The sequence below is a fragment of the Lactobacillus sp. XV31L genome (assembly GCF_059900865.1).
Genome location: NZ_JBWXGC010000002.1, coordinates 141,895 through 158,286, shown reverse-complemented (window position 1 = coordinate 158,286; position 16,392 = coordinate 141,895). Strand labels below are relative to the sequence as shown.

Genomic DNA, 16,392 nt, shown 5'->3' with positions numbered 1-16,392 from the left:
TGTCTTCAAATTCAGTTTTGTATAAGTTCATGCTATCATATAAAATGAGTAAATTCATTAAAAGAAAGACGAGAATTATGGTTCTGAAAATAGAGCACTTAACTGGCGGATACACTGGAGTGCCAGTTATCAAAGACATTAATTTAGAAATCAGACCCGGCCAAGCGCTTGGCATTATTGGGCTAAACGGTGCTGGCAAGTCAACCACTATCAAGCATATCTTAGGCTTACTCCGTCCACAAAAAGGCCGCATTATTCTGAATGACGTAGAAATGACCCGCCAGCCAAGTGACTTTAAGCGCCAATTGGCTTATATACCTGAAGTTCCTGTGTTATATTCGGAATTAACACTTAAAGAGCACTTGGACTTGACCATCCTCAGCTACCACTTGGATGAAAAAAATGCATGGACGCGGGCCCATGAACTCTTGCAAATGTTCAGGCTGGATGACAAGTTAGACTGGCTGCCAATTCACTTTTCCAAGGGCATGAAGCAGAAGGTAATGATTGTTGCTGCCTTCCTAGCTGATACTAGCCTGTTAGTGATTGATGAGCCCTTTACAGGCCTTGATCCGCTTGCTGTTGCCAATTTGATTGACTTGATTAAGCAGGCCCAAGCAGATGGCAAAATGGTATTGATGTCCACCCACATATTGGCTGATGCAGAACAAGCAATTTCCAAGTATGCGGTTTTAAACAATGGGACAATTGAAGTTATTGGTAGTTTGACGGAGATCCGCAAGCACTATGGCTTGAAGCAGACTGATTCCTTTGACAAGATTTACCGCATTTTAAATGAGGAGTCACGCCATGCGTGAGTTGGCCCGTAAACGGCTGCAAGATAATGTGCAGCAGTCACTCAAGTACTTAATGCTGGTCTTCAATGACTTCTTTATTTTGGCTTTGATTTTTTTGTTTGGAGCTTTAATGTTTTGGTATGCTCAAAGCATGAAAACTATGCCGGTTGGATTATGGTTTTACCGCCCCATAGTTGGGCTTGTGCTTTGTCTGCCCCTGTTAGTAGGAAAATTGGTGACGCTCTTTAAACCTGCGGATTTACAGTTCTTGCTTGCCCAAGACGAGGCCCTGCAAGATTATTTGAAGCCGCTGTTTGTTTATAGTTTAATTGTACCCATGCTAGTCTTGTTGCTTTTGGCCGGAATCTTGTTTCCCTTTGCAATTATCAAGGCGCAAATTTTAACCTTAAACTATGCCCTTGCAGTCTTTGCAGTTTTATTAGCGAAAATTTTGCAGTTGAAAGTCGAGGAATACAACCTCTATGCCAACCGCAAGTTTTCAAGCATGTGGGTGACCTTGTTCATGGTTATAGGATTGACAACTGGGCTCACAGCGCCAATCATCACCTATGCGCTCATAGCCGTGTTGGCAACAATTGCAAAACCCAAAAACGTCCCCTTGGTTGACTGGCAGTATGCAGTCGACCAGGAAGAAGAACGCAAGAACAGAGTCTATTCGGCCTTTTCCATGTTTACCGACGTCAAGGAAAGGCAAGTCACAGTCAAGCGGCGCAAATATCTGGACTTCCTACTGCCTAAATCGACCCATGCTCTAATTGGCGAAAACCCTAACCGTTTCTTGTACCGGCGCTCACTGTTGCGTAATCCGGAATACCTGAACTTGCTGGTTAGAATGACTGCCTTTGCGGTTTTGATATCTTGGCTAGTACAAAACTCTTTGTGGGCACTTGGCTTATCTGCTTTGGTAATTTTTTTGACAGTTTATCAGTTGCTGCCGCTGGCTAGCGGATTTGACGATAATGTTATGTACCGCATCTATCCTATTGACCAGACAGGCCGCGGACTTGACTTAATGCATGTACTGACTTTAGCCTTGCTTTTGCAGTGGTTGATTATCAGCCTGTTTTGGCTATTTATCTTACCGGTAAACTTGCACTGGTGGCAGTCAATTGGCTGCTTGGCAATTTGGAGTTGGGCCATTGCTGGTTTATATTTGCCAGCCAAGATTAAGAAAGAGAAAACACAAAAATGAGATTACGAAACAAGCCTTGGGCAGTAAAACTGGTTGAAGAACATCCAGAAAGCGTCCTTGACCGCCCCGATCCTGCTGAAAAAATTGATTGGGCAGACCGTTTTGCTGATTTTGCCAAACCGCTTGAAGTAGAGGTTGGTTCAGGCAAGGGAAAGTTTATTACCAGCCTGGCCGCTCAACACCCTGAAAAAAATTTTATTGCCGTTGAGCTGCAGATTACCGCAGCCGGAATGATTCTACGCAGCAAACTGGAGCAGCACTTGGACAATCTACAGATTCTTTGTGCGGACGCGGCCAATATCGACTGCTTTTTTAATGAGCAGAGTGTGCGGACACTCTATTTGAACTTTAGTGACCCTTGGCCCAAGCCCCGGCATGAAAAACGACGTCTGACATATAAGTCGTTTTTGACCAAGTATCAGGAGATTCTGACTGAAACTGGCCACATCGAGTTTAAAACTGACAATGCTGGCTTATTTGCCTATTCTGTGCAAAGCATGAACAACTATGGAATGCACTTTGACTTTATGTCAGTTGACCTGCACCATGAATCAGAAGAGATCATTGCGGCTAACGTTGAAACAGAGTATGAGCACAAGTTTGCTGCTAAGGGCAATCCGATTTATGCCCTTCATGCTGATTTTGGGGTAAAATGATTAACAGAACAAGCAAAAACATTGAGAGGTTTTTAAAATGGAACAAATCAAAAAATTAGACCAAGCAAAATTGAGCGAAATCATCAAAGAGGGTAGGGTTGTGCTGGAATTTTCTGCAGACTGGTGCCCAGATTGCCGCTTTTTAGCCCAGTTTATGCCACAAATTGAGCAAGACTTTAAGGACAGCAAGTTCTTTCAAATTGACCTTGATGGCGCAACAGATATGGCCAAGGAGTTAAATGTTATGGGGATTCCTTCATTTATCGTCTACCAGGATGGCCAAGAAATTGGTAGACTAGTTAATAAGGACCGCAAAACCAAGGACCAAGTTGAAGACTTTTTGCGGTCACTTGACTAAGTGAAAGAGGATTTGATAGATGATTACTAGTATTAACAAGCGCAGTTATCCCGGTACCCTGATCGTGATTTTGGGTCAAGACCACGGCAAGACCAGTTATGAGAAAAAAGGCGACATCACCCGAATTACTGATGAAGAAGGCAATGTTACTGGCTATAACTTTTTTAATGTTGACCAGGTCATTGACTACAACAAGTTGCCTGATGGCCAAGTTAAGCTGTCTGACAGTGACCTGGCTGCTCTGAACCAGCAGCTGAAAGCAACTGGTTTTGATGACCAACTTGAATATGGCAAGTCAACACTGGTATATGGCTATGTAAAAACCTGTGAAAAACATCCCGACTCTGACCACCTGCATGTCACTACGGTGGACGTAGGTGCAGGCGAGGAACATCAAATTGTCTGTGGTGCACCCAACATTGCCCAGGGACAAAAGGTCGTGGTTGCTCTTCCAGGAACGCTGATGCCAAACGGCCAGCAAATTTGGCCAGGCAGTTTGCGTCATGTAGACTCATATGGCATGATTTGTTCAGCTCGCGAACTAAATTTAAAGCATGCACCGCAAGAGCGTGGCATACTGGTTGTGCCAGACAATTTTACGGTTGGTGCAGCATTTGATCCTGCTGAATGCGATGATCTTTTAGCTGCCGGCAAGATTGGCTTGTAAGAAGAAATAAGGGACTGCTTGCAGTTCTTTTTCTTTGTCCTGAATAAGCTACCTGCTTGCAAGTCCACTGCTTTTTTGCGCTGAATAATGGTAAAATAATAGGCAATGTGAAGATTATTTTGGAGCTAATGAAATGTTAGATAAAAACAAGCAAATTTGGTTTATTGGAATAAAGGGCACGGGGATGGCCGCTTTAGCCATGCTGCTACATGATCTGGGCTACCAGGTTGGCGGAAGTGACATTGAAAAGTTCACCTTTACCCAGGTGCCATTAGAAAAAGCAGGTATCAGGATTTTACCCTTTGCCGCAGCTAATATTAAGAGCTCAGGCCAAGTAGTAGTTAAGGGCAACGCCTTCAAAGAAGATAATGCTGAAGTCAAGGCCTGCCAGGAGCAGAAAATTTCCTGGCAGAGCTACCCTGATACTGTTGAAGAGGTCGTAGCAATGTATACGAGCATTGGTGTCTCAGGTACACATGGCAAGACATCGACAACAGGACTCTTGGCGTGTGTAATGAGTGCAGCTGCACCTACGTCATATCTGATTGGAGATGGGGAAGGCAGGGGAGTTGAGGGCTCCCGCTTCTTTGTATACGAAGCTGACGAATACCGTCGCCACTTTTTAGCCTACCACCCTGACTACCAGATTATGACCAATATTGACTTTGACCATCCGGATTACTTTAAGGACCAGGCCGACTACACTTCAGCCTTTCAAGTTGCAGCTGACCAAACCAAGAAGGGTCTCTTTGTATGGGGTGGTAATGCCCGTTTGCGCCAGTTGCAGGCTAAAGTTCCTAAATATACATATGGTTTTGAAGCCGAAGATGACTTTCAGGCAGTTGACATTAAGAAAACGACCACTGGTTCAACTTTTAGCGTTATTGCCCAGGGACAAAACCTAGGTGAATTCACGATCCATTTATTTGGTGACCACAATATTTTGAACGCCACAGCTGTGATTGCCGTGGCCTACACTGAAAAGGTGTCACTGGCTGACATTAAGAAGGGCTTGTTGTCTTATCAAGGGGCCAAGCGGCGCTTTTCTGAAAAAGACTTTGGCGCAATCAACATTATTGACGACTACGCCCACCACCCAACTGAGATGCGGGCTACCATTCAAGCAGCCCGGCAGCGCTTTCCGCACAAACGACTGGTTGTGGTCTTTCAGCCGCATACCTTTTCACGGACAAAAAAATACGCTGCGGACTTCATTGAAATTTTGCGCGGTGTAGACAAGGCATACATTACGCCGATTTATGCTTCGGCTCGTGAACAAAGCGGTGACATTTCCAGTGCAGACCTGGTGGAAGCTATCCCTGGCTCTGAAGTAATTGACTTGGACAACATTGCTGATTTGGCCCTGAACAAAGACAGCGTGATCGTATTCATGGGGGCTGGCGACATTCAAAAGTATGAGGATGCCTTAGAAAAAATGCTGTAGCTAAATGAATTTTGTCAAAAGACTACTAGGACAGTTGTTGCTAGTAGTCTTTTTGCATAAAAATGCCAGGCGAAACAGGATCCTGCAGCTGTGCGTAAAAACTGGTAAAATGGTAGTTGAATAATAAACTTGTTTTATTTTATGAGGAGATTTAATGGCTGATCAAAAATTACTTTTAATCGATGGTAATTCCGTTGCCTTTCGTGCGTTTTACGCGCTGTACCGCCAACTTGAGAATTTTAAGAATCCTGAGGGGCTGCATACCAACGCCATTTATACGTTTAAAAACATGCTTGATGTTTTGCTCAAAGACGTCAAGCCAGACCACATTCTGGTTGCCTTTGATGCTGGCAAAACCACATTCAGAAATCAAATGTACGATGACTACAAGGGTGGTCGTCAGAAGACGCCCCCGGAGCTTTCGGAACAACTGCCATACATCCAAGAGCTGCTACATGATCTAGGAATTTCCACTTATGAATTAGATAACTATGAAGCCGATGACATTATTGGCACTTTTGCTAAAATTGGTGAAGACCAAGGCTATAAGGTCACGATTGTGACTGGGGACAAGGACCTGACTCAATTGGCTTCACCTAAAACAACAGTTATGGTGACCAAGTCGGGTGTGATGAACTTGGAAAGCTACACGCCAAGCCACATGAAAGAGGTTAACGGAGTTACGCCGACTGAGTTCATCGACATGAAGGCACTCATGGGAGATAATTCAGATAATTATCCAGGAGTGACCAAGGTTGGTCCCAAAACAGCATCCCAACTGATTCAACAATATGGTTCAGTCGAAAACTTATATGACCATGTTGATGAATTGAAAAAGTCGAAACTGAAGGAAAACTTGATCAATGACCGCGACAAGGCCTTTTTAGCCAAAAAACTGGCGACTATCGACCGGGATACGCCTGTTACAATCGGAATTGACGATATCAAGTGGCGCGGAGAAGACTATCAAAAGCTGCGGCGCTTTTATGAGAAGATGAACTTCCGTAAGTTTCTCAGTGAATTGGATCCAAATGCTAATGCTAGTGGACAGGATACTGATAAGCAGCCAGATGTGCAAGTTGATTTTGGTGTGCTAACCAGGGAAAATATTAGTGCCCTCCAGGTTCCAGATGGTCAAGCGATTAGCTTTTATCTAGGGATGCTGGGCGACAATTACCACTTGGCTGACTTTGTGGGCTTTGCTTTAAAGCTAGCTGATCACATCTATGTCAGTCGGGACGTAGACTTGCTGAAAGAAGACCAGCTGAAGCATATTTTAGAAGATGAGAAGATTAAGAAAAATGTCTTTGATCTCAAACGCACGATGGTTGGCTTGAATCGGCTAGGTGTGCGTGCGCATGGCATCGACTATGACATGCTCTTGGCGTCCTATTTGATTAATAATGAAAGCAATTCAGATGACATAGGTGAAATCTGCCGCATATATGGCGACAATTCCATTAAAAGTGACGTTGAAGTGTATGGCAAGGGCAAGAGTATCAGTGTTCCGGCAGAAGACCAGGACCTATTCAACCATCTTGCTGGTAAGGTACAAGCAATTGAAACACTAAAGCCAACCTTGCTAGACAAGCTGAAAGAACACGAGCAAGATGACCTGTATGCCAGCATTGAAATTCCAGTTGCACGTGTTTTAGCAGTTATGGAAATGAACGGAATCAAGGTTGAGGCGGCCACTCTGAGTCAGCTGCAAAATGAATTTGCAGTAGAATTGAAGGACTTGGAGGGCAAAATTTTTGCAGAAGCTGGCGAAGAGTTTAACCTCAATTCGCCTAAGCAGCTGGGTCATATTCTTTTTGAAAAACTGGGCCTACCGCCAGTTAAGAAGACTAAGACGGGCTATTCAACTTCAGTTGACGTGCTAAACCAGTTGCAGGATCAAAGTCCAATTATTGACCAAATTTTGACTTACAGGCAGATTTCTAAGATCCAATCGACTTATGTCAATGGTCTGCTCGATGTCATCCAACCAGATGGCCGTGTCCATACGCGCTACTTGCAAACTTTAACTGCAACTGGGCGCCTGTCTTCAGTTGATCCCAACCTGCAAAACATACCGACTAGAACTGAGGAAGGTAAACAAATTAGGAAGGCCTTTGTGCCTAGTGCACCAGATGGTTATATCTTTTCGTGCGACTATTCCCAGATTGAACTGCGCGTTCTGGCCCAAGTTTCAGGCGATGAGCAAATGCAGGAAGCCTTTAAAACGGGTTATGATATTCACGCCCACACTGCCATGAAAATTTTCAAGCTGAAGTCAACGGATGAGGTTACCCCGTTGATGAGACGTCGGGCCAAGGCGGTTAACTTTGGGATTGTCTACGGTATTTCTGACTATGGCTTGTCCAAAAATCTAGGCATCAGTCGTAAGCAGGCCAAAGAATTTATTGACAATTACTTTGACCAGTACCCACAGATTAAAGACTACATGGACAAGGCAGTTCAAGTCGCTCGCGACCAGGGTTATGCCGAAACAATTATGCACAGGCGGCGCTATTTGCCAGACATTCACGCCAAGAACTTTAACGTGCGGTCATTTGCCGAACGGACTGCAATCAATTCACCAATTCAAGGTTCAGCGGCTGATATTATTAAGATTGCCATGATCAACATGCAAAAGAAGCTGGATGATCTGCATCTAAAGACCAAGATGGTGGTGCAAGTGCATGACGAACTAATCTTTGATGTACCGCATGACGAACTGGAAACCATTAAGAAGATTGTTCCTGAAGTGATGCAGTCAGCCGTTCACCTCGACATTCCACTGGTTGCTGATTCTGGGTACGGTCATAATTGGTTCGATGCTAAGTAAGGAGTAACGATTAATGCCAGAAATGCCGGAAGTTGAAACTGTTCGCCGGACGCTTTCGCCTCTTATCAAGGGCAAAAAAATTGACCAGGTTAAGTTGTGGTACCCCAAGATTATTGCTAGTGATCCGGCAGAATTTACTGAGCAAGTAACAGGTAAAAAAATCATAGGCATTGACCGGTATGCCAAATACCTCTTGATTCGTCTTAGCGGCCAATTGACGATTGTGTCGCACCTGCGTATGGAGGGCAAGTACCGCTTGGTCAAGATGGATGAGCCAAAGGGCAAACATGATCATGTGGAATTTGTTTTTGATGATCAGACTGCATTGCGGTATAACGATGTGCGTAAGTTTGGCCGGATGCAGCTAGTAAAGACGGGCACAGAAAGGTCCACGACTGGCATCAGCAAGTTGGGACCGGAGCCTAATTCACCTGAATTCACGGTCGCTGCCCTGGCCAAGGGTCTCAGTCACAAGAAAAAGAATATTAAAAACACCTTGTTGGACCAGTCGGTAGTTGCAGGCCTGGGCAATATCTATGTGGACGAGGTTTTATGGGAAACTAAGATTCACCCATTGAGTCTGGCCAACAAAATCAGCAACTACAAGGTCAAGCAGCTGCATGCCAATATCAATGCCCTAATTACATTAGCAATCCAGGAACGAGGGACGACGGTCCATACTTACTTGGATGCCAATGGTGAAACTGGTGGTTTTCAAAAGATGCTGCAGGTGTATGGTCATAAAGGCGACCCCTGCTTGCGGTGCGGCAGGCCATTAGAAAAAATCAAGGTTACGGGTCGGGGAACCACCTACTGCCCACATTGCCAGGTGCTATACCAATGACGATGGTTTTAGGATTGACTGGTGGCATTGCCAGCGGCAAGAGTACAGCTGACCGCTTTTTTAGGCAAAACAATATCCCCATTATTGATAGCGATGAAATTGCACACGACCTGTTGAACCTTGACGGTGCCGCCTATGATGCAGTTGTCAAGCAGTTTGGGCCTACATTTGTGCAAGCAGATGGAAGAATTGATCGGGCTAGACTTGGTCACTTGGTCTTTGGTGATAAACGCCAGTTGAAGATTTTGAATAAGATTACCCATCCGTTGATTTTTCAAGAAATTCAGGCTAAAATCAGGCAAAGCAGACAGGCAAATAAGGAATTAGTCATCGTTGATGCTCCGCTGCTATTTGAGTCAGGTGGTGAACAATACTGTGATTCAACCCTGCTAATTGCCTTGCCTGAAGATATTCAGGTCAAGCGGTTAATGGAGCGCGACCAGTTGTCTTTAGCTGAGGCACTTGAGCGGATCCATAGTCAAATGCCATTAAGCCAAAAGCAAAAACGAGCAGATTATGTTATTTTTAATACAGGAACAATAGAAAACCTGGAAATTAAACTGCACCAACTGTTAGTAAAGTTAAAAGAGGAGGACCAACATGGAATGTCCTAATTGTCGGGAAAATGCCTCACGGGTAATAGATTCACGTCCAAGCGACGAAAATCGTGCAATCAGGCGGCGCAGAGAATGTGAGAACTGTGGCTTTCGTTTCACCACTTTTGAACGGGTGGAAACAACACCACTGCTGGTGATCAAAAATGATGGCACGCGCGAGCCCTTTAACCGCAAAAAAATCTTGCACGGCGTAATGGCCGCAGGTCAAAAACGTCCAATCACTAGCGTTCAGTTTGAACAACTAGTCGACCACGTTGAAAACAGGATTAGACAGCAAGGCGTCAGCGAGATTTCTTCCAAGAAGATTGGTCAAATCGTGATGGATGAACTGGCTGAACTAGATGATGTTGCATACATTCGCTTTGCCTCAATTTACCGTGAATTCAAGGATATGTCGAGCTTCATGAAGACAATGGAGGACATGATTGCCAAGCGGGAGAAGGAAAGCTAGTCATGGAAGAAATGGCCAATCCCAAACAGCCCTTTTTCATCACTAACAAGGTTGAGATTTCACCGCGCGACTTGCGTATCCTGGTCAAGTTGTACCAGCCACTGGTTGGGTCCTTGGCGCTTGCACTTTATCTCAGTTTGAATGAAGACTATGAATACGGCGCAATGTTGTCAGATGCTCATGGGGTATATACGTTGCAAGAGCAGCTGGATTGTGATATCAAAAAATTATTTGGAGCACTGCGCAAACTTGAAGCTGTAGGACTGGTGGAAACCAGAATTCTTGATAATGAAGTGATGGGTCGGGTCCTTGCTTTTCACTTGGCAGCTGTGCCCAGTAGCAGCGACTTCTTTGCCACTGCGCTGTTAGCCAGCTTATTGAAGGAAAAAGTAGGAATTACCAGTTTTCAAAAGCTAAGTCATGACTTTGCCCAGGAAAGTCACAAAAACGAGAACTACGTCAATGGCCTCAAAGAAGCTGAGAATGTGTCAGCCTCTTTTATGGAGGTCTTTCGCCTGCCTGAAGAAGAGGCAATTGATCCTTCACCAGATGTTAAACAGGCTGCTCAAGAAAACAGGCTGTCTTCCAGCAATAAGGCCAACATTAATGACCAAGACAATATTGATTGGGAGTTCATGAAGCAGCAATTTGAAATTTACCAGATAGCAGGGACCGAAATTGATAAAAACAAGGCAGCAATTCGCAGTATCATGCGGACCTATGGCCTGTCTGAACAAGACTTTGTGGATGAGGCTTTGCCATGTTTGCGCGGTGACTATCAGCTAAACATGACACTGGTCAAACAGACCATTGCTAATAATATTCATGCAGACAGTACACGCAAGCTGCTCAAAGAACAGACGCAAGCTGAAGGCAGCATTGATGCGGGCAAGACGCACTTTAGTCCCAAAGACCAGCAGGCCCTGCAGCAGGCACAAGCTGAAACACCCAGCCAGTTCTTGTATAAATTAAAAACGGACCGGCATGACTTTGTGGATGCCAGTGAATACCGGGTACTGGATGACTTATATAACCAAAAGGGAATTCCTGCAGAACTGCTCAACATTTTGACCTATGCCTGCCTTAAGAGCGGCCCCAATGTTTCTTATCGTCTGGCTAACAAGATCCTGCACGACTGGCTGCAGCATGGCGTCAAGAATGGCAGCCAGGCCATTGAATACATGATGAAAAGAGAGCAGAATAAGGGCAAGTACCAGCGATATCCTGCTAAGAAGAAGCGGGTTGAACAGGGTACCGACTGGAGCAAGCACAAGGCAGAAGCTGATACGGATGTTTCTGCAGAAGATTTGAAGAAACTTTTTAAGAATCTAGAGGACCAAACTGGTTTGAAATAGGTGAGAGATATGCAATCTATTGGTGACTATATGGACAAAATTAAAGCAGGTGCAGTCAAAAATGAAAATCAAGATACGATTCGCCAGCAGGTCTTGTCTGAGCCTAAAGTGCAGCAATTTATTGATGAACACAAGGACAAGATTACGCCAGAAATAATTGATAAAAGCATGTCAAACCTCTATGAGTTTTGCCAGCGCCAGCACAAGCATGACCCGGTTACGGCAGGCTATCGGCCGCAATTGATTCTGAACAGTAATGCAATTGACCTGCAGTATGTCCCTGAAGCAAGTAAAATTGCTCGTGATCGCGAGTTGAGCATCAAAAAACATGTTCGCTTGATTAATTTGCCGCAGTCATTGCACGCTGTGTACTTGAGCAAGGTTGATGTAACTTCAGAGCGTTTGAATGCGCTTGAAAAAATCAACCAGTTTTTGGCAAACTTTACTAAAGATATTCACCAAAAAGGCCTCTATTTGTCAGGTGATTTTGGTGTCGGTAAGACCTACATGCTGGCTGGACTTGCAAATCAAATTGCGGCTATGAACAAGCAAGTAGTCTTCCTGCATGTGCCCACCTTTATTGCCAGCCTATCTAGTCACTTTGGCGACAATTCGCTGCCAGATGAAATTCAGCGTATTGCCAAGAGTGATGTGTTGATTTTAGATGATATTGGTGCTGAAAATTTGAGCCAATGGTCGCGAGATGAAGTGTTAGCCGTGATTTTGCAAGCTCGTATGGACAATATCTTGCCCACTTTCTTCTCTTCTAACCTGGCAATGGCTGACTTAGAAGAACACTTCAAGGAAACTAAGAATGCCATTGATCCAGTTAAGGCGGCTCGTCTCATGGAACGGGTACGGGCATTAGCAACTGAGGTAACTGTTTCTGGGGTCAACCGCCGCCACTAGTCAAAAAAGACTTGCATTCATGTTTTCTTTATGTATAATTATCTTCAATGAATGAACATGATGCGCTTCAAGACAGAGAGAGGGACAATATTCTGGAAGTTCCCACCGAAGACGCACCCCACTCATCCACTAACAAAGTTTTAAATCAGGGTGAATTCCACTATCAATTCGTAACGAGATAAGTTGGACCAATCTAACTTAATTTTGGGTGGAACCACGCTAAATACGTCCCAGTGCATATTGCACTGGGACTTTTTTATTTGGAGGTAAGTAAATATGAGCTTTTCAGTTATTCTGCCAGATGGCGCAAAACGTAACTATGATCAAGCAATCACCATTGGGGACATTGCGCATGATATTTCTACATCACTGGGTAAAGCTGCACTTGCCGGTCGCGTTGACAAGAAGCTGCATTCCCTTGATTTTGTAATCGATCGCGATGCACAAGTTGCTATTATTACTGATAAAGACGAAGATGGTTTGAACGTTCTTCGTTCCACTGTAGCCTTTGTCCTTGAAGCAGCTGCCAAGAAGGCATACCCTGAATTGCGCTTGGGTGAGCATGAAGCTGATGCTGATGGCTTCTTTGTTGACACAGACAAGGAAAATCAAGTTGGTGTGGGCGAGCTGCCAGAACTTGAAAAGGCAGTTAAAAAAGAAATTAAGGCTGGCAATAAAATTGAAGCCGTTTCGCTCCCTAAGTCAGAATTGGTAGAAATATTTAAAGATGATCCCTTTAAGCTTGCATTGCTAAAAGAAGAAGGCGATCAGGTTAGTGCATACAAGTTGGGCGACTTTGTTGATTTTGGTTTTGAAGCGTTGCTGCCCAACACTGGCAAGATCAAGCAATTTGCACTCTTGTCAGTTGCTGGTGCATATTGGCAGGGGCAGTCATCCAATCCTATGTTGCAACGGATTTCTGGCACAGCATTTTTCAAGAAGGCTGATCTCGATGCAGACTTAAAGCGACGGGCTGAGATTAAGGAACGCGATCATAGGACAATTGGTCGTGACCTGGACCTCTTCTTCGTTGATCCTAAAGTTGGTGCTGGTCTTCCATACTGGTTGCCAAAGGGTGCAACCATTCGCCGGGTAGTTGAGCGCTACATCATCGATAGGGAAGTTGCTGATGGCTACAAGCACGTCTACACGCCAGTCTTGATGAACCTAGACGCCTACAAGACTTCAGGACACTGGGCTCACTACCGTGATGATATGTTCCCGCCAATGGATATGGGTGATGGTGAGATGCTGGAATTGCGTCCCATGAACTGTCCGTCCCATATCCAAATATACAAACACCACATCCGCTCTTACCGGGAATTGCCAATCCGAATTGCTGAGTTGGGCATGATGCACCGTTATGAAAAGTCTGGTGCCTTGTCTGGACTGCAACGTGTCCGGGAAATGACTTTGAATGATGGTCACACCTTCGTTACGCTTGACCAAGTGCAAAAAGAATTTGCCAAGATTTTGAAGTTGATTATGGATGTATACAAGGACTTTGATATTACTGACTACTACTTCAGACTGTCATACCGCGATCCGAAAAATACGGAAAAATATTTTGCTAATGATGAAATGTGGGAAAGAAGCCAGTCAATGCTCAAGAAGGCAATGGACGACATGGGCCTTGACTACGTTGAAGCAGAAGGTGAAGCAGCATTTTATGGTCCTAAACTTGACATTCAAACCAAGACTGCCCTGGGTGCAGACGAAACGATGTCAACAATCCAGCTCGACTTCATGTTGCCTGAGCGCTTTGACTTGTCTTATGTTGGCCAAGATGGCGAAGAACACCGTCCAGTCATGATCCACCGCGGCATTGTAGGGACAATGGAACGCTTCATTGCTTACCTAATTGAAATCTACAAGGGTGCATTCCCAACTTGGCTAGCCCCAGTGCAAGTACAAGTGATTCCAGTTAACCTGGATGCGCATTCTGACTATGCCAAGAATGTGGAGGCTGAACTCAACAAGCGCGGCTTCAGGGCAGAAGTTGACCTGCGTAATGAAAAGCTAGGCTACAAGATTCGTGAATCACAAACACAAAAAGTTCCATATACCTTGGTCTTAGGTGACAAAGAAATGCAGGATGGCGGTGTCAACGTTCGCCGGTACGGTACGGAAGAAGAAGTGGCTAAGAGTCTTGATGAATTCATCCATGAAATCGATGAAGACGTTAAATCATTTTCATGCCAGCACTAGTTTCTATATTAAGGTGGTGTCAACCTGATTCACCACTGCCATCAGTTTAAATGGATTTGCAGTCCTGGCTTTAGCCGCAGAAGATAACGAGGCAATTATTCCACAAAGGCTTTTAGAGCATTTGATTGAACGAGCGAGGAAAGCAGCATGAAAAAGAAAGTTTGGCCACTGTGTGTAGTGCTTTGTGCCTTCCTTATGACTGCTTGTGGGAAAAACGCATCTCACCAGTCCACCTTAAAAGAGGTCCGGGAAAGCAAGACAATTACATGGGCAGTTGAAGGCGATAAAAGACTGTTTAGTCTGATTGATATTAAGGATGACCAAGAAAAGGGCTTTGATGTTGATATGGCAAAGGCTGTCACGAAAGCAATATTGGGCCCTCAAGGCAGGGCGAAGTTTGCTTTGGTAACGGCCCAGTCGCGAATCCCACTCTTAAAGAATAACAATGTTGATGCTGTGATTGCGACAATGACCATTACGCCAGATCGAGCCAAGATCGTTAGTTTTTCCCAGCCTTATTTTCAAGCAGGCCAAGGCATACTAGTAAAAGAGAATTCGCCAATCAAAAATGTTCATGATTTGGCCAACAAAGTTGTAATTGGAATTGTTGGCGATAATTCTGTGGAAATGGTTAAAAAGATAGTCCCTAAGGCAAAAGTGGTGACCATGCAAGACTATGGTCAAGCTGTTTCAGCATTAAAGTCTGGGCAAGGCGATGCATTAACCAGCGACAATAGTGTCCTTTATGGAATAGCAGTTCAAAATCCGGGCTTGTTTGTTCGCGGTGGCACTTTTACGCATGAGCCATATGGAATTGCTGTTAACAAGGACCAGCCCGAATTTTTGCAGGCTGTCAATCAAGCAATTGGCAAAATCAAAAAAAGCGGCGAATACAACCGTCTAATCACAAAGTGGTTCAGTAAGGTACCAGGATTTAATTATAAGAAGATGTACTATCGAAATTGATAATTGCAAGTGCAGGCAAACATTGATAACGTACAAAACTCAAAAAGTGTCACATAATTTGTTTAATATTAGCGGGCTAAAAACCCGCTTTTTTGATGTCTAATGGGGGCAGCCACTAGTCTTGAATGGGTAAGAAATCATAAGTTGATAAAGCAAAAAAAGGCTTGCTTATGTCCTTAAACCAGTTCATTCAGTTTCTGTACCGGTAGCGAATCCCAATCAACCTGGAAAAGAGCAAGTTACAACTATTACAAGCACAACTATCACAGGCACAAATAAAAAAGCTCAAGTAAGACAAAAGCTAATCCAGAAAAGTGAGAAAGCCGCTCCCAAAATAAATAAACCTGCTGGCCAAAGCAAAACGTTGCCGCGGACAGGCACCGGTGAGTCTGCTAATTTTGGGCAGCAAATCTTAGGTTGTATGTTGCTGGTGGTTGCAATCGGTGGCAGATGGTTTCAACGTTTTAAAGCTTGGTAGAACAATTTGCTAAAAATTAATGTTATTTTAAGCATACTTTATGGCGGTAAGCACGATGAATATTAAAAAATCTTAATGAAAGCGGGCTTTAGACCCGCTTTTTTGATACCAAAATAACAGTAACGATTTGATTGCACAGTTAATCACATGTTTATAAATTGAGACACTAATCTTGCTTATTTATGTAGAATACTGTATATTTGTTCTGTTAAAATAAATAACTTTGATGATTTAATAATTTCATCGCGAAGGGAATCTTTTTATGAGCAAGAATGCTGTACATAGTACAGGCAAAAAAATACTTTTTAGTAACGCAACAGCCGCTGCTTTAAGTTTGTGTCTTTTTAATACCAAGGAAATTAAAGCCGATAACCTAACTAGTCAAGAAATTCAAGAAGGCTCCAACTCCAATAGAGTGGATAATATTTCAAAAAATGAGGGGGGGGGGGTACCACAACCCCTGTTCAGCCAGATGATGCACTTGCAGAGGACATTAAGACTGGCAATGACCAAGAAGCTCCAACAAGTACAGATACAAATAATGAGGATCGGTCAACTAAGCAAGTCGCTTTTAATAGTGAGGCCGGCCAAGGGATAAA

Annotated in this window: 15 protein-coding genes; all 15 read left to right on the top strand. The window is 44.1% G+C overall.

Translation table 11 applies throughout. From position 1 onward, the window contains the following. Positions 1 to 77 precede the first annotated feature (77 nt). A complete protein-coding gene (locus tag AC2JF7_RS02355; RefSeq protein ID WP_500726696.1) occupies positions 78 to 818 on the top strand; it encodes an ABC transporter ATP-binding protein in 741 nt (246 codons plus the stop codon). Then, entirely contained in the window at positions 811 to 2,010 is a 1,200-nt protein-coding gene (locus AC2JF7_RS02350) for an ABC transporter permease (RefSeq protein ID WP_500726765.1), read from the top strand. The genes AC2JF7_RS02355 and AC2JF7_RS02350 overlap by 8 nt, the downstream gene beginning before the upstream one ends. Next, a complete protein-coding gene (trmB, locus tag AC2JF7_RS02345; protein WP_500726694.1) occupies positions 2,007 to 2,666 on the top strand; it encodes a tRNA (guanosine(46)-N7)-methyltransferase TrmB in 660 nt (219 codons plus the stop codon). The genes AC2JF7_RS02350 and trmB overlap by 4 nt, the downstream gene beginning before the upstream one ends. A gap of 37 nt (positions 2,667 to 2,703) precedes the next feature. Continuing rightward, positions 2,704 to 3,024 (top strand): thioredoxin family protein, encoded by a 321-nt coding sequence (locus AC2JF7_RS02340; protein WP_500726691.1) that lies wholly within the window; start codon positions 2,704 to 2,706, stop codon positions 3,022 to 3,024. 19 nt (positions 3,025 to 3,043) lie between these two features. Further along, positions 3,044 to 3,691, top strand: coding sequence for a YtpR family tRNA-binding protein (gene ytpR / locus AC2JF7_RS02335; protein ID WP_500726690.1), 648 nt, complete (start codon positions 3,044 to 3,046; stop codon positions 3,689 to 3,691). Positions 3,692 to 3,824: 133 nt separating this feature from the next. Next, on the top strand, positions 3,825 to 5,135 hold the full coding sequence (gene murC / locus AC2JF7_RS02330) for a UDP-N-acetylmuramate--L-alanine ligase (RefSeq protein WP_500726687.1): 1,311 nt from the start codon (positions 3,825 to 3,827) through the stop codon (positions 5,133 to 5,135). Between the two features lie 154 nt (positions 5,136 to 5,289). Continuing rightward, positions 5,290 to 7,965: a DNA polymerase I gene (gene polA, locus AC2JF7_RS02325; RefSeq protein WP_500726685.1), complete on the top strand. Its 2,676-nt coding sequence runs from the start codon at positions 5,290 to 5,292 to the stop codon at positions 7,963 to 7,965. Positions 7,966 to 7,978: 13 nt separating this feature from the next. Beyond that, positions 7,979 to 8,809: a bifunctional DNA-formamidopyrimidine glycosylase/DNA-(apurinic or apyrimidinic site) lyase gene (gene mutM / locus AC2JF7_RS02320; protein ID WP_500726683.1), complete on the top strand. Its 831-nt coding sequence runs from the start codon at positions 7,979 to 7,981 to the stop codon at positions 8,807 to 8,809. Then, entirely contained in the window at positions 8,806 to 9,423 is a 618-nt protein-coding gene (gene coaE, locus AC2JF7_RS02315) for a dephospho-CoA kinase (protein ID WP_500726680.1), read from the top strand. Before mutM ends, coaE begins: the two co-directional genes overlap by 4 nt. Further along, positions 9,410 to 9,877 carry a transcriptional regulator NrdR gene (gene nrdR / locus AC2JF7_RS02310; protein WP_500726677.1) on the top strand — a complete coding sequence of 156 codons (468 nt, stop codon included), beginning with the start codon at positions 9,410 to 9,412 and terminating at the stop codon, positions 9,875 to 9,877. The genes coaE and nrdR overlap by 14 nt, the downstream gene beginning before the upstream one ends. 2 nt (positions 9,878 to 9,879) lie before the next feature. Continuing rightward, positions 9,880 to 11,232 (top strand): DnaD domain protein, encoded by a 1,353-nt coding sequence (locus tag AC2JF7_RS02305; RefSeq protein WP_500726675.1) that lies wholly within the window; start codon positions 9,880 to 9,882, stop codon positions 11,230 to 11,232. A 9-nt stretch (positions 11,233 to 11,241) separates the two neighbouring features. Then, entirely contained in the window at positions 11,242 to 12,141 is a 900-nt protein-coding gene (dnaI, locus tag AC2JF7_RS02300; protein WP_500726673.1) for a primosomal protein DnaI, read from the top strand. Positions 12,142 to 12,417: 276 nt separating this feature from the next. After that, positions 12,418 to 14,349, top strand: coding sequence for a threonine--tRNA ligase (gene thrS / locus AC2JF7_RS02295; RefSeq protein ID WP_500726671.1), 1,932 nt, complete (start codon positions 12,418 to 12,420; stop codon positions 14,347 to 14,349). A gap of 147 nt (positions 14,350 to 14,496) precedes the next feature. After that, on the top strand, positions 14,497 to 15,315 hold the full coding sequence (locus AC2JF7_RS02290; protein ID WP_500726669.1) for a transporter substrate-binding domain-containing protein: 819 nt from the start codon (positions 14,497 to 14,499) through the stop codon (positions 15,313 to 15,315). 740 nt (positions 15,316 to 16,055) lie between these two features. Then, positions 16,056 to 16,391, top strand: a complete 336-nt coding sequence (locus AC2JF7_RS02285; RefSeq protein WP_500726667.1) for a hypothetical protein — start codon at positions 16,056 to 16,058, stop codon at positions 16,389 to 16,391. The last annotated feature ends 1 nt before the right edge of the window (position 16,392 follow it).